Here is an 18,615-nt window from a genome sequence, read left to right as displayed (position 1 = left end):
ACGGATCAGCCCAGCTGCGTGCGGGCCCGCAGCACTGCTGCCCGGACCTGGTCGGGGGCCGTGCCCCCGAGGTGATCACGGGCCTGAACGGAACCTTCCAGAGTAAGGACATCAAAGACGTCCTCGCCGATCACATCGGAGAACTGTTTCAGCTCGTCCAGGGTCATGTCCGACAGGTCCCGGCCTTCGGCGACACCGAAGGCCACGGACTTGCCGACAATTTCATGGGCATCCCGGAAGGCCACGCCCTTCTTGACCAGGTAGTCCGCCAGGTCCGTGGCCGTTGAGAATCCGCGCTTGGCCGCCACCCGCATGTTGTCAGACTTGGCGCGGATGGCAGGAATCATGTCGGCGTATGCCTTGAGGCAGCCTTTGATGGTATCGACTGTGTCGAACAAAGGCTCCTTGTCTTCCTGGTTGTCCTTGTTGTAGGCCAGCGGCTGACTCTTCATCAGGGTAAGCAGGCTGATCAGGTGGCCATTCACGCGACCGGTCTTGCCGCGCACCAGTTCGGGCACATCCGGGTTCTTCTTCTGGGGCATGATTGAGGAACCGGTGCAGAAACGGTCCGGCAAGTCGATGAAATCAAACTGGGCAGAGGTCCACAGCACCAGCTCTTCGCTGAAGCGGGACAGGTGAGTCATCAGCAGAGCGGAGAAGCTGCAGAACTCAATGGCAAAGTCGCGGTCGCTGACCGAGTCCAGTGAATTCTCGGTGGGCCGGTCAAACCCCAGCAGTTGCGCCGTCATCTGCCGGTCAATGGGATAGGTGGTGCCGGCCAGCGCAGCTGCGCCCAGAGGCATGATGTTCACGCGCTTTCGGCAGTCCTGAAGGCGCTCGGCATCACGCACCAGCATCTCGTACCAGGCCAGCAGGTGATGGCCGAAGGTCACCGGCTGGGCCGTCTGCAAGTGGGTAAAGCCCGGCATGATGGTGTCCGCCTCCCGCTCAGCCAGGTCCAGTAGGCCGGTTTGCAGGCGCTTCAATTCCTCGGCGATCACATCAATCTCGTCGCGCAGGTACAAACGGATATCGGTGGCCACCTGATCGTTTCGGCTGCGCCCCGTATGCAGCTTCTTGCCGGTGATGCCGATACGGTCGGTCAGGCGGGCTTCGATGTTCATGTGAACATCTTCCAGACTCACCGACCATTCAAAGGTGCCGGCCTCGATATCAGCCTTGACGCCTTTCAGGCCTTCGATGATCGTGTCGCGCTCTTCGTCAGTCAGCACGCCCACGGCGGCCAGCATGGTGGCATGAGCGATGGAACCGGTGATGTCGTGATGATAAAGGCGCTGGTCAAAACCCACGGAGGCAGTGAAACGCTCCACGAAAGCGTCGGTGGGTTCGCTGAAGCGTCCGCCCCAGGGTTTTTCGGAGGTTGTGGTCTGGTCAGACTTATTCTGATCCGTCATGGTCTATCTTTCCTGCTGACAGCCCGGCATCATCTGGCGGGAATTGGGTACATTGAACGTGGCGGGAGTATAGCATTCTGACCCGTGTAAAGGAGCCACCCCTGAGCGGCGACAAAGGTGTAACAGTCAACGATTTCTTCGTTCCGGACCTGTGCCGGGTTCGGGCGGTGTTCATGCTCCTCGTCACCAGCGAACTGCTGGTTCTGGTCCTGGCGATTGTTCAGGCAAAAGCGGGCTGGATCGACTGGAACTATTTCGGCCTGCTGTCGCTGTTCGTGCAGTGGACCACGCTCACCAGTGCCGCCCTGATCTGTCTGCTTCGGCAGCGGCTGGCAAAAATGTCGGTGCCCCGGGCCACCCTCAGCATCGTTGCCATCGTTCTGCTGGATGTGCTGGCCTTCAGCCTGTTTGCCGACAGCGTCCTGCATCCCCAGGTCGGAATTGCCGTCTGGCAGGACGTCGCGAAGAAGCTGTTGCTGGCACTGCTGATCGCGCTGATGGTGCTCCGCTACTTCTATCTCCAGCATCAATGGCAGCAGCAGCGGGAAGCGGAAATGCAGTCACACCTGACGGCGCTGCAGGCCCGTATCCAACCCCACTTCCTGTTCAACAGCATGAACACCATTGCCAGTCTGATTGCGGTAAACCCGGATCAGGCCGAAGAGGCGGTACTCGATCTCTCGGAACTCTTTCGCGCCAGCCTGCGAACTGTGGACCAGTTGATACCCCTGTCCAAGGAACTGGACCTCTGCCAGCGCTACCTGGCCATCGAGGCCCTGCGCCTGGGCGATCGCCTGACCCTTGACTGGCACATCGAACCCGGACTGGAACAACAGGCCATCCCACCCCTGACCTTGCAGCCACTGGTGGAGAACGCTATCTACCATGGCATCCAGCCCAGACCCGACGGCGGCACCGTGCGCGTGGAGGCACAGGCCCGGGGCGATTTTGTATACTTGCTGGTTCAGAATCCGAAACCGGATCACAACGACCGGCAGCATGAAGGCAACCGCATGGCGCTGGCGAACATCCAGTCGCGTCTGCAGGCCCTTTTCGGCGAGCCTGCAGTGCTCAAGCACAGCCACCAGAACGACATCTACACGGTGACGCTGCGACTGCCGCGCCAGAGCGCCAACTTGCAAACAAAAACGAACACAGGGATCTGACCACCTGACATGCAAAGTACGCCCTCGCCCACCCGACGCATCCTGATCGCCGACGACGAACCACTCGCGCGGGAACGCTTGCGTCGCCTCGTGGATTCCCTGCCTGGCTACCGGGTCTGCGGCGAAGCGGCGGACGGAGATGCCGCCCTCAGGCAGATCGCGGAACTGGAGCCGGACATCCTGCTGCTGGATATTCGAATGCCGGGCATGGACGGCATGGAGGCAGCCGCCCGGCTGGGTCAGCTTACCAACCCGCCGGCGCTGATTTTCTGCACGGCCTACGATCACTACGCCATGCAGGCTTTCGACGTTCAGGCCACTGCGTATCTGCTCAAACCGGTGCGCAAGGAGGCTCTGGCAGACGTGCTCGAGCGAGCCGGACGGGTTAACCGGGTCCAGCTTCAAACCCTGACGGAGCTGAGCACCGAGGACGACGAACAGCTGGCCGTCAGGACCTACCGGGGCACCGAACTGATTGATCTGGCGGACATACTCTACTGCGAGGCCGACCACAAGTACGTCACCCTGCACCATGCCAACGGGGAAACCGTGTCCGATTACACCCTGAAAGAGCTCGAAAGCACCTACCCGCGCCACCTGCTGCGCATTCACCGCCACACCCTCGTTGGAGTTCGCTTCGTGCAGGCGCTGAAGCGAACGCCGGACGGCCAGAGCCTGGTGGTGCTCCGCGGCAGCCGGGGGGAACTGCCTGTCAGCCGTCGCCATGCCAGCAGCGTGCGCCAGTGGCTGCAGGAACACCAGCCGGGCTAGTCCAGCCCCTCGGCATACCCGGACATCCCCGGCGGGACTTTTTTTCCGTCACAAGGTAACCTTGGCGGACATTTTCCGAACCGGCAGTGAGTGTCATGTCAAAACGTACCCTTCGCATCGCAACCCGCAGCAGTGCCCTGGCACTGTGGCAGGCCGAATTCATCAAGGCCGAGCTGGAACGCCTGAACGACAATGTCGAGGTCGAGCTGGTGAAGATCAAAACCCAGGGCGACAAGATCCTGGACGTCCCCCTGGCCAAGATTGGCGGCAAGGGGCTGTTTGTGAAGGAACTTGAGGAGGCCATGCTGGACGGCCGGGCCGATCTGGCCGTGCACTCCATGAAGGACGTCCCCATGACGTTTCCGGAAGGTCTGGGCCTCGTCGCCATCTGCGAACGCGAGGATCCCACTGACGCCTTTGTCAGCAATAACTTCGACAATGTTGATGCTCTTCCGGACGGAGCCGTCGTGGGCACCGCCAGTCTGCGCCGCGAAGCCCAGCTGCGGGCCTATCGCCCGGACCTCCAGATCCGGGTCCTGCGGGGCAATGTAAACACCCGTCTGGCGAAGCTGGACGCCGGCGATTATGACGCCATTGTGCTGGCCAGTTCCGGTCTCAAACGCCTGGGTTTCCACGACCGGATCCGCTACTGCCTGCCGGACACCGTGTCGCTGCCGGCGGTGGGCCAGGGAGCCCTGGGGATCGAGTGCCGGCTGGATGACAGCGAGCTGCGCAACATGCTGGCCGTTCTGAACCACAAGGACACCTGGGACCGGGTCAGCGCCGAACGCGCCCTGAACCGTCGGCTTGAGGGCGGCTGCCAGGTTCCCATTGCGGCCTACGCCCTGCTTGAAGACGAGCACACTCTCTGGTTGCGGGGCCTGGTCGGCGCCGTCGACGGCACCCAGATCTTCCGGGTCGAGGGCCGAGCTCCGCGGGGTGAAGGCGAACGTCTTGGCCGGGAACTGGCCGAAGACCTGCTGGCACTGGGTGCCGACAAGGTGCTTGCTGAAATTTATGGCCACACCCCACGCTGACCCCCTCCGTATTGACGGCCGGCGCATCCTGATCTGCCGGCCCGAACCCGAGGCTTCCCGCCTGGCCCAGTGCTTTCGCGCTGCCGGGGCCGAAGCCCGGGTGCTTTCCCTGATCGAACGCGACCCCCTGCCGGAAACACCGGAACGGCGTGCGCTGATCCTCGATCTTGATCACTTCTCTCACATCATCACCGTCAGCCCTTACGCCGCGCGCCTGTTGCTGGACGAGCTGGATATCTGGTGGCCGCAGATTCCAGCGGGAATCCGCTGGTACGCCGTTGGGGCCGGAACGGCGGCGGTCCTGGCAGACCAGGGCCTGAGCATTCGCAAGCCCGCCTGCGGCTGGACCAGCGAAGCCCTGCTGGCGTTACCGTCGCTGGCCCAGGTCAAAGGGGAACGGATACTGCTGGTGCGTGGCGAGAACGGTCGCGAACTGATTCGCGAAACCCTGGAGGCCCGGGGTGCCCGGGTCTCCCTGCTGCCGCTGTATCGACGCATGACGCCCACCTACAAGCCCGGGCACATCAAGAACCTTCTGGGGGACTTTGCACCGGAAGCGGTCATCACCCTTTCGGGCGAAACCTTGAACAATCTCATCGCACTATGTGCGAATAGCGGCCATAATCTATACGATAGGTTATTGATTGTTCCCGCAGATCGGGTCGCCGAGCAGGCGCGCGCAGCGGGATTTGAGAATCCGTGCATACCAGGAAGCCTTGCCGATAACGACATTGTGGCCACCGTTGCAGCGCAACTGAACGGCCAGAACGGTGGCTCCGGAAAAGCCAAGTAAGGACGCCCGTGACTGAGACAACTGACCAACTGCCCGCCACCATTTCCAAGGAATCGCCCAAACGCCAGAGACTCTGGCCGGTGTGGCTGATTGCCCTCCTGGCCCTGGCCCTTGCCATAGCCCTGGCCCTTTGGAGCTGGCAACAGTGGAACAATCATCAAGCGGTTCAGCAATCGCTCACCAACCTGCAACAGGATACCCAGCAGCTGGAGGACCTTTACGGAGATCGTGGCAGCCAGCAAAATCAGCGGATACAGGCGCTGGAGCAAAAATTGGCGGCGCAACGGGAACTGATCGCCACCCAGCAACGCCAGATCGACCACAACGCCCGGGAGCTGCTGGAAGCCGGTAATCGCACCCGCACCGACTGGTTGCTGGCTGAAGCCGAATACCTGCTGCGGATCGCCAACCAACGGCTTATGATCGAGAAGGACATCCGGGGCGCCCTGTCCGCCCTGCAGGCCGCCGATGAAGTGCTCACTGAATCGGACGACATCGGGGTGTATCCGGTCAGGCAACAGCTGGCCCGGGAAATCCTTGCACTCAAGGGCATCAGCGGGGTTGACCGCACCGGCCTTTACCTGCAACTGGAAGCCGCCATCGACAGCATCCACCAGCTTACCGACCAGGCTCTGATCAATTCACAGGCGCCCGGCTTCATTGCTGAAGACGGCGGGGATTCGTCGTCTGAAAACGGCAGTAATGCCAACGCCCTGGCCGAGGGCTGGGACACCTTCAAAACCACCTTGAAGCAGGTGGTGGTGGTCCGTCGCCTGGATGAGCCGGTCAAACCCCTGCTGTCCCCTGACCAGAGCGCGTACGCCCGCCTGAACCTGCAATTGATGCTGGAAGAAGCGGAAATGGCCGTACTTCGAGGCAACCAGCCCCTCTTCGAACGGGCGCTGGCCAAAGCAAGAAACACCATCGATAACTGGTACGACGCGAGCAATGCGCGGGTAATGGCGCTCTCCAACACCCTGACCGAGCTGGCCGACAGGAACGTCGACCCGACGCTGCCGGACATCAGCAAGTCCCTGGGCCTGCTCAAGGAACGCCTGGCCGGGCGGCTCCAGGCCAACGACGAAGACGACTCCAACGCCCGAAGCAGCGGCGAGACCGAAGGCAACGGAGGCGATGATTCATGATCCGTTTGCTGTTCATCGTCCTGCTGGCCCTGCTGATCGGTACCGGGCTATCACTCGGACTGCAGTACGACCTTGGCTACATTCGCATCAGCCTGGGCCATTATCTGATTGAGACCAACTTCTGGGTGGGCGTGGCGTGCCTGGTGGTGCTGGTCACCCTCATCGTCGTCAGCCTCAACCTGCTTCGTCGTTTCCGGCGAAGCACCGGAGTCGTGGCCGGCTGGCTCGCCCGGGGCAATGAACGGCGAGCCCGCCGGCGCACCACCCAGGGTCTGCTGGCACTGGCCGAAGGTAACTGGCCCCGGGCGCGAAAACTGCTGACCTCAGCCGCGGGCAATGCCGATACCCCACTGATCAATTACCTTGCCGCCGCCCAGGCCTCGTTTGAGTCCGGTGACCACGAAGCGGTCGATGAACTGTTGCGAAAGGCCTTCGAAAGTACGCCCGGGTCGGATATGGCCGTCGGCATCACCCAAGCCCAGTTGCAGCTTGCCGGCAACCGCCTTGAGCAGGCACTTGCAACCCTCGTGCGCCTGCGCAAGCAATCGCCGCATCATCCGTTCGTACTCAAACTGCTGAAAAACACCTACCTGCGACTGGAAGACTGGCGGGAGCTGTCAAAACTGCTGCCGGAACTGCGCAAGCGCAATGTGCTGCCAGAGGACGAATTCCACGAGTTGCAGCGCCTGGTCTGGCATAACCTGCTGGAGAGCGCCGCCGAGGACTGTCGCCGGCAGCAGAAAGAGGACCCGGACGCCTCCCTGGAGCCGCTGACCCGACTGTGGGACGAGTTGCCCGGCTACCTGCGCAGGGATGAGTACACCATCCGGGACTACGCCCGCCTGCTGGCGGACCTTGGGGATGAGGCGCAGACCGAAACCTTGCTCCGCAAGGTTCTGCGCAATCACTGGAGTGACGAGCTGATCAACCTGTACGGCCGAATCCGGGGGCAGAAACTGGACGAGCAGCTGCTGCTGGCAGAGCAGTGGCTGAAGGACCGTCCGAACAATCCGGAATTACTGCTGGCACTGGGGCGACTCAGTCTTCGCAATGAGCTGTGGGGCAAAGCCCGGGAATACTTTGAGACCAGCCTGCGATTGCGCCGCAGTCGGGAGGCCCTGGCGGAACTGAGCCGGCTGAACGCCCACATGGGTGAAGAAGAAGTCAGCATCAAGCTGATGATGCAGGGGCTGGCGAACGACAACGGACTGCCCGAACTGCCCATGCCAAAGGCCTGAAACAGACCAACGGGCGGCCCATCGGGCCCGCCCGGTAGCGGATCAACTACGGGGCGCGTACTCCAGTACGTCCGAAAAGAACGCCCCTTCCGGCAGGCCAGCCTCGGTCAGCGCATCCATCAGGGTATACACCATCGTGGGCGAGCCACTGGCGTGCACCTCCACGTTGCGCCAGTCCATTCCAGAGGCCAATACGGCCCGCACCAGCTGATCGTGGTGGCCACCCCAGTCATTATCCTCATCGTCGCCGACAACCGGCAAAAAGGTGAACGGGGGGCAGTCCTGTTCCCATTGCTGGGCCAGGGACCGCAAGTACATATCCTCGTGGCGGCGCACGCCCCAGTATAGTTTCACCGGCTGGTCGTAGGAGGTACCCCGCAGGTAATCCACCAGACTCTTCATCTGGGCGAAACCGGTTCCGGCAGCCACCAGAAGCAAGGGCTTGGCAGGCGCCGCTGCCAGGCAAGCCTTGCCATGGGGCAACTCCAGAGTCACTTCCCCGCCTGTCGTCAGGGCATCAATCACCTTCTGGGCTGAGACCCAATCCGGCGACGCCTGGATGTGCAGCTCAATGTTTTGCTCGGACGGACTGCTGGCGATCGAGAAGTAGCAGGGATCGGCGTCGGGCAGGTGCACGGACAGGTACTGGCCGGCATGAAAGGACAGTTCCCGACGCCGAGGAAGCTGGAGCTCCACACGGAACACGTCGTGACTGATGGACCGGACGTCCACCACCTTTGCCTGGAACTTGCGAGGCTGAATATTTCCGGCGGCCATAACGGCGTTTATCTCCAGTTCAAGGTCACCCAACGCCCGACTTCTGCACATCATCAGGCGTTCAGTGACCGGAATCTTCTGTTGGTTTCGGGTATTGAGAACGGCCCCGACCAGTAACCGGGCTTCGCAGATCTCACACACCCCATTGCGGCAAGCGGCGGGTACGTCGATACCGGCGCGGGCAGCCGCACTGAGCAGATCGTCATCCGGGCCAACGTCATAGCTGAGCCCGGACGGCTTCAAAACGACCCGATACACTTCGTTGCCCACTTACTCGGGGCGAGCGGGGCCGGTTTCAATGCCCAGACTGTCCCAAAGCTCATCAACCCGCTGCTTGACCCCGTCGGTCATGGTGATGGGCGTGCCCCACTCCCGGTCGGTCTCGCCGGGCCATTTGTTGGTGGCGTCCATACCCATCTTGGACCCCAGCCCGGACACCGGTGAGGCGAAATCCAGGTAATCAATGGGTGTGCTCTCCACCAGCATCGTATCCCGGGCGGGATCCATGCGCGTTGTCATTGCCCAGATCACATCTTTCCAGTCCCGTGCATTCACATCATCGTCGGTGACGATGACGAACTTGGTGTACATGAACTGACGCAGAAACGACCATACGCCCATCATCACCCGTTTGGCATGGCCGGGGTACTGCTTCTTCATGGTCACCACTGCAAGGCGATAGGAACAGCCCTCGGGTGGCAGATAGAAATCAACAATCTCCGGGAACTGCTTCTGCAGAATCGGGATGAACACTTCATTCAGGGCGACACCGAGAATCGCTGGCTCGTCAGGTGGCCGACCGGTGTAGGTGCTGTGGTAGATCGGATTCTTGCGATGGGTAATCCGCTCAACCGTGAACACTGGAAACTCATCAACTTCGTTGTAGTAACCGGTGTGGTCCCCGAACGGCCCTTCCGGCGCTGTATCGTCCGGGTAAATAAACCCTTCCAGCACAATCTCGGCACTGGCCGGCACCTGCAAATCGCTCAGACCGGCCGTTACGAGCTCGGTTCGACTACCGCGCAGCAGGCCGGCAAACGCGTACTCAGAGAGGGTATCGGGTACCGGTGTCACTGCGCCGAGTATGGTGGCCGGATCCGCCCCCAGCGCCACCGCGACCGGATAGGGCTGACCCGGGTTGGCTTTCTGAAACTCCTGGAAATCCAGGGCGCCACCCCGATGACTCAGCCAGCGCATGATCAAGCGGTTTCGTCCGATCACCTGCTGGCGATAAATACCGAGGTTCTGCCGCTCCTTGTAAGGCCCGCGGGTAATCACCAGCGGCCAGGTCACCAGAGGCCCGGCGTCGCCCGGCCAGCAGTGCTGCACCGGAATCTGGTACAGGTCCACCCGATCCTTTTCAATTACCACATCCTGACAGGGCGCCGAGCGGAGCACCTTCGGGCTCATGCGCATGACCTGCCGGAACAGCGGAAGCTTCTCGATGGCATCCCGGAAGCCCTTGGGCGGATCCGGTTCCTTCAGGAACGCCAACAGCTTGCCGATATCCCGCAGCGCCGTGACGTTCTCCTGGCCCATGCCCAGGGCAACCCGCTTCGGCGTGCCAAACAGATTGGCCAGCACCGGCATGTCATAGCCCTTCGGGTTTTCAAACAGCAACGCCGGCCCTTCTGCCCGCAGGGTGCGGTCGCAGATTTCCGTCATTTCCAGATGGGGATCAACTTCAACAGAGATGCGCTTCAGTTCGCCCAGTTTTTCCAACTGGTCAATGAAGTCTCTCAGGTCGTTGTATTTCATCGTGTGCTCCGAAGGTTTCGGGCTTTTTACGGGCTTGGCTAGTTATTGGATGTCTTTGCTGAGCGCACAGAGGGAAGGAGGTTTGTGGCGCGAACCTGTTCAGGATGTCAGTGCCGAAGGGCGGATGCGCAATCGCATCCGCCCTTCGGAGCACGTCAATCAGCGACGCTTCATCGACTGGAAGAACTCGTCGTTGGTCTTGGTGTCCCTGAGCTTGTCCAGCAGGAACTCGATGGCCGCGGTGTCGTCGTCCATGGAGTGCAGGAGCTTACGCAGGATCCAGACCCGCTGGATGTCCGCCTCACTCATCAGCAGGTCTTCCCGGCGGGTGCCGGAACTGCGGATGTTGATGGCCGGATAGGTCCGCTTTTCAGCGATTTTCCGATCCAGGTGGATCTCCATGTTGCCGGTACCCTTGAACTCCTCGTAAATAACTTCGTCCATCTTGGACCCAGTATTTACCAGCGCCGTCGCGAGGATGGTCAGGCTGCCGCCTTCTTCCACATTCCGCGCAGCACCAAAGAAGCGCTTCGGCTTTTCCAGGGCATGAGCATCCACACCACCGGTCAGAACTTTACCGGAGGACGGGATAACGGTGTTGTAGGCACGAGCCAGTCGAGTGATGGAATCCAGCAGGATCACCACATCTTTCTTGTGCTCAACCAGACGCTTGGCCTTCTCGATCACCATTTCTGCGACCTGAACGTGACGGGCCGGCGGCTCGTCGAACGTCGAGGCGATCACCTCGCCACGGACCGTGCGTTGCATTTCGGTCACTTCTTCCGGGCGCTCGTCAATCAGCAGCACCATCACATGGCACTCGGGATTATTGCGGGTGATCGACTGGGCAATGCTCTGCATCAGCAGCGTCTTACCGGCCTTGGGCGGGGAGACGATCAGACCACGCTGGCCCTTGCCGATGGGCGCCACCAAATCCAGTACCCGAGACGACAGATCCTCGGTACTGCCGTTTCCGGCTTCCAGGGTCAGGCGTTCCTCGGGGAACAGCGGCGTGAGGTTTTCAAACAGAATTTTGTTGCGGGCATTGTCCGGCTTGTCGAAGTTAATCTCGTTAACTTTCAACAGGGCAAAATAACGCTCCCCATCTTTCGGTGGGCGGATCTTGCCAGCAACGGTATCGCCGGTACGCAGGTTGAACCGACGGATCTGGCTCGGCGACACATAAATGTCATCAGGCCCGGCCAGATAAGAGGCGTCGGCGGAACGGAGGAAGCCGAAACCGTCCTGCAGAATTTCCAGTACGCCGTCACCGTAAATGTCTTCGCCGCTCTTGGCATGCTTCTTCAGAATCGTGAAGATCACATCCTGCTTGCGCGAACGAGCCAGGTTATCGAGGCCCATCTCTTGCGCAATTTCGAGCAATTCGGGCATGGATTTCTGCTTGAGTTCAGTAAGATTCATAGTTTGTTGAATTTTCAGGAATGGAAGTAAACGGGTAATGGGATGACAGGGGTGCCCCTGAACGAGTTGATCAATAATTAAAGTCGTTGAACTTGATGCTGGCCAGATGGAGCAACCGGGTGTAGATGGAGTCCGGAATTTAAGGTACTGAAGCCAGAGAGTGGGAACAACCGTTCGCCGGGCAAAAGCGATCATCGGCCACCTGACTGGCGAATGTCAAGTACACTGCCCAAATTAACGCCAATTTCATTGAGCGCCCCGGTTTGGAACCGGCGACTCCCACTGAGGGGGTACCCCCTTCCAATCATCATCCGTCACACGGATACTGGTACCTATAGCCCAATACTACCCTACGGAGCCCACTCCATGAGCAGCGAAAGCACCAGCGAACTGACGCCTCTGAACATCGCCCTTCTGACCGTCTCGGACACCCGGGGTCCGGATCAGGACACTTCGGGCCAGTTTCTTGAAGACAGCATCATTGAGGCGGGTCACAAGTTGGTGGCAAGGAGAATCTTGCCGGACGACATCTATCTGGTGCGGGCCCTGATCGCCAACTGGATTGCAGACCGGGGAGTTCACGCCGTGATCATCACCGGTGGCACCGGTTTCCACGAACGTGACAGCACTCCCGAGGCCGTGGAACCGCTGTTTGACAAGGCCATTGAAGGTTTTGGTGAGGAATTCCGGCGCCTGTCGGCGTCGGAAATCGGCTCATCCACCATTCAGTCCAGGGCCTTCGGGGGCATGGCCAACCACACCGTGATTTTCTGCCTGCCAGGCTCAACCGGAGCCTGCCGTACCGGCTGGAATGGCATACTGAGTTCCCAACTGGACAGCCGTCACGGGCCCTGCAACTTCTCTGCACTGGTGCTGCGCAAACCGGAACGGTCGTACCACCGGGTGCATGAAATCATTGGCACCCGCGCCGAACAGTAACGCCCCAGGTCAAAATACCACAAGGAGTAGACACCGGATGGCCGGCCCCAACCTGATCTCCCTCGAAGACGCCCTGACACACCTGCTGGCCAGAGCTCCGGCAATGACCTCAAGTGAATCGGTCGACCTGAGCAAGACCCTGAACCGCATTCTGGCGGAGGATCAGACCGTTCCGGCCGACGTCCCCCCGGCCGACAACAGCGCCGTGGATGGCTATGCCCTGAGACAACGGGATGTGCAGCCCGGACGACCGCTGCCAGTCTCGGCCCGGATTCCCGCCGGGGAAGCGCCGCGCCCGCTGACTGAAGGCACCGTGGCACGAATCTTCACCGGCTCGGAGATACCCGAGGGCGCGGATTCGGTGGTCATGCAGGAACGGGTGGAAATCAGGGATGCTGGCATCCAGGTATTGGCGGAGGTAGCCGAAGGCCAGAACATTCGGCGCCGGGGCCAGGATCTGGCAAAAGGCGATCTGGCGCTGGCACAGGGCACCGTCATCCGCCCGCAGGAAATGGGGCTGCTCGCGTCCATGGGCGTGGCCCGGGTGCGAGTGCAGTCGAAGCTGAAAGTCGCCATCCTGACCACCGGTGACGAGCTGGTGGATCCGGGCACGCCGCTGGCACCGGGTCAGATCTACAACACCAACCGTTTTACCTTGCTCGGCCTGCTTGAGCGCACGGGTTGCGACGTGGTCCTCTGCGAATCCCTCGAAGATACCCGGCAGGCAACCCGTGAAACGCTGCAACGTGCAGCAGACAGCGCCGACCTGATCATCACCACCGGCGGGGTGTCCGTGGGCGAAGAGGATCATGTGCGGGCCGTGCTGGAGGAATCCGACGCCCTGTCGCTCTGGCGCCTGGCCATCAAACCGGGCAAACCTCTGGCGTTTGGCGAGATAGGGGGCACTCCGATCCTGGGCCTGCCGGGCAACCCGGCCGCAGTGCTGGTTACGTTCCTGGTGATCGTCATGCCGTTCATACGCAAGTGCCAGGGCCGGCTGCGCGCCGAATTCACTGGCCAGTCGCTGCCCGCCGCCTTCCAGAACGATGCCACCTCCATCCGCCGGGAATTTGTCCGCGCCCGCAAAGAGCTTCGGGACGGACAGGCCTGCATTGCCGCCTACCCGAACCAGAGTTCCGGGATCCTGAGTTCCGCCTGCTGGGCGGACGGCCTTGCGGTGGTTCCGGAGAACACTCCGGTCAGGCCCGGCGATGTGCTAACGTTTTATTCGTTTGACGAACTTCTGGCGTAATTATGACCACAAAGACAACAGACAAAGACAACATCACCGTCCGCTTTTTCGCCCGGCTTCGGGAAGAGCTGGGGACGGACCAACTGACGATGCCGGCGCAGCCGGGACTGACCACTGCCCAGATCCTGGCCGAACTGGCCCGCCGCGGTGGGGCCTGGTCGCAGCTTCAGGGCAGCCAGCCGGTCATGATTGCGGTGAACCAGACGATGGCCAAACCCTCTACGCCCGTTGAGAGTGGCGATGAAGTCGCGTTTTTCCCGCCGGTAACGGGAGGCTAAGATGATTTCGATCCAGACTGCGGACTTCGATCCTGCTGCCGAGTATGCCGCCTTGCGAGACAGCGGCGCAGGGACCGGCGCCATTGCCACCTTCACGGGGCTGGTCCGGGACAGCGGAGACATGAAAGGCGTGACGGGGCTCTACCTGGAGCACTACCCCGGGATGACTGAACAGGTAATTGGCGTCCTGATTGAAGAAGCGTCGACACGCTGGAACGTGCGGAAAGCCCGGGTCATTCACCGGATCGGCCACCTGGCGCTGCAGGACCAGATTGTGTTTGTCGGGGTCTGCAGCGCCCACCGGGAGGATGCATTTGCCGCTTGCCAGTTTGTCATGGACGCATTGAAAACATCGGCGCCCTTCTGGAAAAAAGAAATGACCGCATCAGGCGAGCATTGGGTCGAACAGAAGGCATCCGATGTCGCTCGCAGTAAAACCTGGGACTAACCGACCACCTCGACACAGCACACCACCCCATCGACTGCCCCGCAATGGCGTTGTCACAGGCACAAAAAACCGCCCGTGAGCCTTCGCTCAGGGGCGGTTTTATTCAACCCGTCCGCAATCAGAGATTGCTGTCCAGGAAGGCCGCCAGCTGCGACTTGGACAGGGCGCCCACCTTGGTCGCATCGACATTACCGTTTTTGAACAGCATCAGGGTCGGGATACCACGGATGTTGAACTTGGGCGGAGTCTGCTCGTTCTCGTCGATGTTCAGCTTGCAGATCTTCAGCTTGCCATCGTACTCGTCGGCAATTTCTTCCAGTACCGGAGCAATCATCTTGCAGGGGCCACACCACTCCGCCCAGTAGTCAACCAGTACGGGAACGTCGGACTGCAGTACGTCCTGCTCAAAAGAAGCGTCGGTTACGTTTACGATATTTCCGCTCATTACCTTTTCCTGATTCGTGCGCCCCACGTCATGCCAGCCTGTTTGTCATACTGCTGCAGGGCGCTGTTCACTTCGCTGAAAGGCGGCCACGAGACCGGCAACCTTTCACCCTAATCGAGATAGGGCCTACTTTACGCGATTGGTCCGCAGTATGTGAAGCAGTAGATCCGCCGTGCGTTACTGACAGCCCTGAGGGATTTCGCTTATAGTAGCGCGAACGCTAACCTTAAAAGGATTTCGACCAACGTGACGGCCGCATCCACTGCCGAAAACGCTGCCCCCTCGTCGGAGGTTCTTGCAGCCATCGATATGGGCTCCAACAGCTTTCACATGGTCGTTGCCCGACTGGTGCACGGAGAGATCCGCACCCTGGAAAAGATGGGGGAGAAGGTTCAGCTTGGCGCCGGACTCGATGAACTAAATCGCCTGACGCCCGAAGCCCAGGACCGCGGCCTGGCGTGCCTCAGCCGCTTTGCCCAACGCCTGAAAGGCATGCCGCCGGAATCGGTCCAGATCGTTGGCACCAATGCCCTGAGGGTGGCGCGGAATGCGGGGGAGTTCATGGACCGGGCCGAAGAGGTTCTGGGCTACCCGGTAGAGATCATCGCCGGACGGGAAGAAGCCCGCCTGATTTACCTGGGAGTGTCGCACACCCTGTCGGACGACATCGGTCGCCGACTGGTCATTGATATAGGCGGCGGCAGCACCGAATTTATCATCGGCCAGCGCTTTGAGCCCCAGGAACTCGAGAGCCTGCACATGGGCTGCGTCTCGTTTCGGAACCGCTATTTCCCCGATGGCAAGATCACCCGCCGGCAGATGGACAAGGCCATCACCCACGCGGAACTGGAACTGCTGAACATTCGCCGTCACTTCCGCTCCATCGGCTGGCAGAGTGCGGTCGGCTCCTCCGGCTCCATCAAGGCCATTGCCAGCGCCCTGGCCACCCTCAAGATATCCGATGGCACGATCACCATGATGGGGATGCAGGAACTCCGCAAACGGCTGGTGGACATGGGCAAGACCGAAAAACTGGGTGACCTCGGGGTGCGTTCAGACCGCCAGAGCATCTTTCCGGCCGGCTTTGCCATCCTCATGGCGGCCTTCCAGTCCCTGGGTATCGAGGAAATGGAGTTTGCCGACGGCGCTCTCCGGGAGGGCCTGCTGTACGACATCGCTGGTCGCATCCGCCATGAAGACGTGCGCGAGCGAACGATCTCGGCACTGCAGGAACGCTACCACGTTGACCAGGAGCACGGGGCTGCCGTGGAGGCGACTGCCGTGGCGGCCTGGCAGCAGGTGGCCGACACCTGGGGCCTGCGAACCGCCAGCGACGAGGAAGTACTTCGCTGGGCCTGCCGTCTGCACGAAATCGGCCTGACCATCTCGCACAGCCAGTATCACAAACACGGCGCCTATCTGCTCCGCTATTCGGACCTGCCCGGCTTCAGCCAGCAGTTCCAGCGCGATCTGGCGACGCTTGTGCGCGGCCACCGGCGCAAGTTTTCTCCGGCCATCTTCGAGGGCCTGGATCCAGAAGACCGGACCCGACTGCGTTACCTGTGCGTGCTCGTGCGGCTCGCCGTGTTGATACAACACCCCCGCAACCTGGAATCACCGCCCGACTTCACCTTGCACGCCCACGACAACAAGCTGATACTTGAGTTTGCCGAAGGCTGGCTGGACGATCGCCCGCTCACACGGGCCGATCTGGAAAACGAGCGCGATTACCTGTCCAAACAGGATTTCGAACTGCACATAGCCGGAGACTGACGGAGCCTAGCCCGTCAGTTCCCCTTCCAGGGATTCAACCGCTTCACTCACCTCCAGCCACTGAGCCTCGACCTCCTCCAGGCGCCCCTTGGCCTCTGCCTGCTTGCCCAGTAGCTCCTGCAGCATCGCCTTTCCGCCAGCTTCATAGAGCTGCGGATTGGCAAGATCCGCCTCAAGCGCCTTCAACGTTCGCTGCAGGCTATCCATGTCCCTTTCCAGCGCTGACTGCTGCTTGCGATAGGGACTGAGTTTTTGTCGGAGGGCCGCCTCAGCCCGCTTTCGCGCTTTCCTGTCTTCCGCGCTCTCGCCGATGGCGGCCTCCGGCTGAACCGCGGCCGACGCCTGGGCGTTATCGTCCCGCCGCCTGGGAGCCTCACCATCATCTTTGCGACGGTCGGCCAGCCAGCGCTCGTAATCCTCGAGGTCACCCTCGTATTCAGTGACCCTACCGTCGTTGACCAGCCAGAACTCATCAACCGTGTTGCGCAACAGGTGACGATCGTGGGAAACCACCACGATGGCGCCCTCAAAGTTCTGCAAGGCCATGGTCAGGGCCTGGCGCATCTCCAGGTCCAGGTGGTTGGTCGGCTCATCCAGCAGCAACAGGTTCGGTTTCTGCCAGGCGATCACCGCCAGTGCCACCCGGGCTTTCTCGCCACCGGAAAACGAGCGAATGGGGCTCAGCGCCTCATCACCGTGAAAATCGAATCCTCCGAGGAAATTGCGAATGCTCTGCTCGGAGGCTTTCGGTGCCAGTCGCTGCAAATGCAGAAAGGGACTGGCATCAAGGTCGAGGGATTCGAGCTGATGCTGGGCGAAATAGCCGATGGCCAGATGTTCGCCACAGGTCCGCTCTCCAGCGAGCAAGGTGCTCTCGCCCCGCAGGCCGTCCATCAGCGTGGACTTGCCCGCTCCATTTGGGCCCAAAAGGCCAATTCGGCTGCCGGGCAACAGGGTAAGGTTAATACCATCGATAATGGGTTCCTTGCCATGGCCAGCCTGACCGTTGCGGATGGACAGCAACGGGTTGGAGACTTTGTCCGCAACCGGAAACTCGAAACTGAATGGCGAATCAATGTGGGCAGGCGCGATGCGCTCCATGCGTTCGAGGGCCTTGACGCGGCTCTGGGCCTGCCGGGCCTTCGTCGCCTTGGCCTTGAAACGGTCAATGAAGCGCTGGATTTCAGCAATTCGGGCCTGCTGGCGCTCGAAACCGGCCTGCTGCTGGGCCAACCGCTCGCTACGCTGCCCCTCGAAGGCCGTGTAATTGCCAGTGTAAAGCTCCAGTTGACGGCGGTCGAAGTGCACCACATGCGTGGCCACCCGATCCATGAAATCCCGGTCATGGGAAATGAACAGCAGAGTGCCCGGGTATCGGCGGAGCCAGTTCTCCAGCCACAGGCAGGCATCCAGGTCCAGGTGGTTGGTTGGCTCATCCAGCAGCAACAGATCCGAGGGCCGCATCAGCGCCTGGGCAAGGTTGAGGCGAATGCGCCAGCCACCGGAGAACGCTGACACTGGCCGGCCGGTGTCCTGATCCGAAAAACCAAGGCCACGCAGCAGGGCGTCGGCCCGGCGGGGGGCTGACCAGGCCTCGTGGACGTCCAGTTCCCCATGAATCCGGGCCTGGGCATGGTCATCGCCACGGGCTTCGGCGTCGGCCAGTTCCGATTCAAGGCGCCGAAGATCAAGATCTCCGTCCAGGACAAAGTCCCGGGCGCTTCGCCCCGAGGCTTCGACTTCCTGGGCCATGTGCGCGATCCGGCAGCCGCCCGGCAACGAAACGCTGCCCTGTTCCGGCGCCAATTGCCCCAGCAACAGCTGGAACAGACTGGATTTTCCGGCGCCATTGGCGCCGACAATAGCCACACGCTGACCGGGCTGGACAGTGAGGTCGACCGACTGTAGCAACCAGACGCCGCCCCGTTGTAAACTGAGATCGGTTATCGTTAACATGA

At 61.0% G+C, this 18,615-nt stretch carries 17 protein-coding genes; 11 read left to right on the top strand and 6 right to left on the bottom strand.

Annotated elements, in window-relative coordinates; translation table 11 throughout:
- Window positions 1-5: 5 nt before the first annotated feature.
- Entirely contained in the window at window positions 6-1,415 is a 1,410-nt protein-coding gene (gene argH, locus QQF73_RS14340) for an argininosuccinate lyase (RefSeq protein ID WP_285368612.1), read from the bottom strand.
- A gap of 173 nt (window positions 1,416-1,588) precedes the next feature.
- Here argH and QQF73_RS14335 point away from each other — a divergent pair, with 173 nt between their 5' ends.
- From QQF73_RS14335 to QQF73_RS14310, 6 genes are all read left to right on the top strand, one after another.
- Window positions 1,589-2,581, top strand: a complete 993-nt coding sequence (locus QQF73_RS14335; RefSeq protein WP_219867899.1) for a sensor histidine kinase — start codon at window positions 1,589-1,591, stop codon at window positions 2,579-2,581.
- Between the two features lie 9 nt (window positions 2,582-2,590).
- Entirely contained in the window at window positions 2,591-3,352 is a 762-nt protein-coding gene (locus QQF73_RS14330; RefSeq protein WP_219867898.1) for a LytR/AlgR family response regulator transcription factor, read from the top strand.
- A gap of 95 nt (window positions 3,353-3,447) precedes the next feature.
- On the top strand, window positions 3,448-4,389 hold the full coding sequence (gene hemC / locus QQF73_RS14325) for a hydroxymethylbilane synthase (RefSeq protein ID WP_219867897.1): 942 nt from the start codon (window positions 3,448-3,450) through the stop codon (window positions 4,387-4,389).
- On the top strand, window positions 4,370-5,182 hold the full coding sequence (locus QQF73_RS14320) for a uroporphyrinogen-III synthase (RefSeq protein ID WP_285368611.1): 813 nt from the start codon (window positions 4,370-4,372) through the stop codon (window positions 5,180-5,182). Before hemC ends, QQF73_RS14320 begins: the two co-directional genes overlap by 20 nt.
- An 8-nt stretch (window positions 5,183-5,190) precedes the next feature.
- Window positions 5,191-6,327, top strand: a complete 1,137-nt coding sequence (locus tag QQF73_RS14315; RefSeq protein WP_219867895.1) for a uroporphyrinogen-III C-methyltransferase — start codon at window positions 5,191-5,193, stop codon at window positions 6,325-6,327.
- Window positions 6,324-7,565 carry a heme biosynthesis HemY N-terminal domain-containing protein gene (locus QQF73_RS14310; protein ID WP_219867894.1) on the top strand — a complete coding sequence of 414 codons (1,242 nt, stop codon included), beginning with the start codon at window positions 6,324-6,326 and terminating at the stop codon, window positions 7,563-7,565. The genes QQF73_RS14315 and QQF73_RS14310 overlap by 4 nt, the downstream gene beginning before the upstream one ends.
- A gap of 42 nt (window positions 7,566-7,607) precedes the next feature.
- Here the strand turns inward: QQF73_RS14310 and QQF73_RS14305 are convergent, their stop codons facing one another.
- The 3 genes from QQF73_RS14305 to rho form a co-directional block, all read right to left on the bottom strand.
- Window positions 7,608-8,612 carry a 2Fe-2S iron-sulfur cluster-binding protein gene (locus QQF73_RS14305; protein ID WP_425607959.1) on the bottom strand — a complete coding sequence of 335 codons (1,005 nt, stop codon included), beginning with the start codon at window positions 8,610-8,612 and terminating at the stop codon, window positions 7,608-7,610.
- Window positions 8,613-10,100 (bottom strand): 4-hydroxy-3-polyprenylbenzoate decarboxylase, encoded by a 1,488-nt coding sequence (gene ubiD, locus QQF73_RS14300; protein WP_219867892.1) that lies wholly within the window; start codon window positions 10,098-10,100, stop codon window positions 8,613-8,615.
- 159 nt (window positions 10,101-10,259) lie between these two features.
- Complete coding sequence (gene rho, locus QQF73_RS14295) at window positions 10,260-11,522, bottom strand: transcription termination factor Rho (protein ID WP_219867891.1); 1,263 nt, start codon at window positions 11,520-11,522, stop codon at window positions 10,260-10,262.
- 366 nt (window positions 11,523-11,888) lie between these two features.
- On the opposite strand from rho, the gene moaB reads away from it, so the two are divergent.
- From moaB to QQF73_RS14275, 4 genes are read left to right on the top strand one after another with little or no spacing between them, the layout of a single operon-like run.
- Window positions 11,889-12,461 (top strand): molybdenum cofactor biosynthesis protein B, encoded by a 573-nt coding sequence (moaB, locus tag QQF73_RS14290; RefSeq protein ID WP_219867890.1) that lies wholly within the window; start codon window positions 11,889-11,891, stop codon window positions 12,459-12,461.
- Between the two features lie 37 nt (window positions 12,462-12,498).
- Complete coding sequence (locus tag QQF73_RS14285) at window positions 12,499-13,713, top strand: molybdopterin molybdotransferase MoeA (protein ID WP_285368610.1); 1,215 nt, start codon at window positions 12,499-12,501, stop codon at window positions 13,711-13,713.
- A 2-nt stretch (window positions 13,714-13,715) separates the two neighbouring features.
- Window positions 13,716-13,991 carry a molybdopterin converting factor subunit 1 gene (gene moaD, locus QQF73_RS14280; RefSeq protein ID WP_219867888.1) on the top strand — a complete coding sequence of 92 codons (276 nt, stop codon included), beginning with the start codon at window positions 13,716-13,718 and terminating at the stop codon, window positions 13,989-13,991.
- A 1-nt stretch (window position 13,992) separates the two neighbouring features.
- Complete coding sequence (locus QQF73_RS14275; protein WP_285368609.1) at window positions 13,993-14,439, top strand: molybdenum cofactor biosynthesis protein MoaE; 447 nt, start codon at window positions 13,993-13,995, stop codon at window positions 14,437-14,439.
- A gap of 118 nt (window positions 14,440-14,557) precedes the next feature.
- Here QQF73_RS14275 and trxA read toward each other — a convergent pair whose 3' ends face one another.
- Window positions 14,558-14,884: a thioredoxin TrxA gene (gene trxA / locus QQF73_RS14270; RefSeq protein ID WP_012139190.1), complete on the bottom strand. Its 327-nt coding sequence runs from the start codon at window positions 14,882-14,884 to the stop codon at window positions 14,558-14,560.
- A gap of 246 nt (window positions 14,885-15,130) precedes the next feature.
- Between trxA and ppx the strand changes: the two genes are divergently transcribed.
- Entirely contained in the window at window positions 15,131-16,657 is a 1,527-nt protein-coding gene (gene ppx / locus QQF73_RS14265) for an exopolyphosphatase (protein WP_285368608.1), read from the top strand.
- A 6-nt stretch (window positions 16,658-16,663) separates the two neighbouring features.
- Here ppx and QQF73_RS14260 read toward each other — a convergent pair whose 3' ends face one another.
- Window positions 16,664-18,613 (bottom strand): ATP-binding cassette domain-containing protein, encoded by a 1,950-nt coding sequence (locus QQF73_RS14260; RefSeq protein ID WP_219867886.1) that lies wholly within the window; start codon window positions 18,611-18,613, stop codon window positions 16,664-16,666.
- Window positions 18,614-18,615: the final 2 nt, after the last annotated feature.

It is taken from the genome of Marinobacter albus (assembly GCF_030238305.1).
Classification (GTDB): domain Bacteria; phylum Pseudomonadota; class Gammaproteobacteria; order Pseudomonadales; family Oleiphilaceae; genus Marinobacter; species Marinobacter albus.
The sequence above is the reverse complement of the archived record's forward strand: the minus strand, read 5'-3'. Positions and strand labels throughout refer to the sequence as shown.

Coding starts and splice junctions, on each gene's coding strand:
- ubiD (WP_219867892.1), bottom strand. CDS start 10,100: ATGAAATACAACGACCTGAGAGACTTCATTGACCAGTTGGAAAAACTG.
- hemC (WP_219867897.1), top strand. CDS start 3,448: ATGTCAAAACGTACCCTTCGCATCGCAACCCGCAGCAGTGCCCTGGCA.
- QQF73_RS14320 (WP_285368611.1), top strand. CDS start 4,370: ATGGCCACACCCCACGCTGACCCCCTCCGTATTGACGGCCGGCGCATC.
- QQF73_RS14335 (WP_219867899.1), top strand. CDS start 1,589: ATGCTCCTCGTCACCAGCGAACTGCTGGTTCTGGTCCTGGCGATTGTT.
- moaB (WP_219867890.1), top strand. CDS start 11,889: ATGAGCAGCGAAAGCACCAGCGAACTGACGCCTCTGAACATCGCCCTT.
- moaD (WP_219867888.1), top strand. CDS start 13,716: ATGACCACAAAGACAACAGACAAAGACAACATCACCGTCCGCTTTTTC.
- rho (WP_219867891.1), bottom strand. CDS start 11,522: ATGAATCTTACTGAACTCAAGCAGAAATCCATGCCCGAATTGCTCGAA.
- QQF73_RS14260 (WP_219867886.1), bottom strand. CDS start 18,613: ATGTTAACGATAACCGATCTCAGTTTACAACGGGGCGGCGTCTGGTTG.
- QQF73_RS14310 (WP_219867894.1), top strand. CDS start 6,324: ATGATCCGTTTGCTGTTCATCGTCCTGCTGGCCCTGCTGATCGGTACC.
- QQF73_RS14330 (WP_219867898.1), top strand. CDS start 2,591: ATGCAAAGTACGCCCTCGCCCACCCGACGCATCCTGATCGCCGACGAC.
- trxA (WP_012139190.1), bottom strand. CDS start 14,884: ATGAGCGGAAATATCGTAAACGTAACCGACGCTTCTTTTGAGCAGGAC.
- QQF73_RS14275 (WP_285368609.1), top strand. CDS start 13,993: ATGATTTCGATCCAGACTGCGGACTTCGATCCTGCTGCCGAGTATGCC.
- argH (WP_285368612.1), bottom strand. CDS start 1,415: ATGACGGATCAGAATAAGTCTGACCAGACCACAACCTCCGAAAAACCC.
- QQF73_RS14285 (WP_285368610.1), top strand. CDS start 12,499: ATGGCCGGCCCCAACCTGATCTCCCTCGAAGACGCCCTGACACACCTG.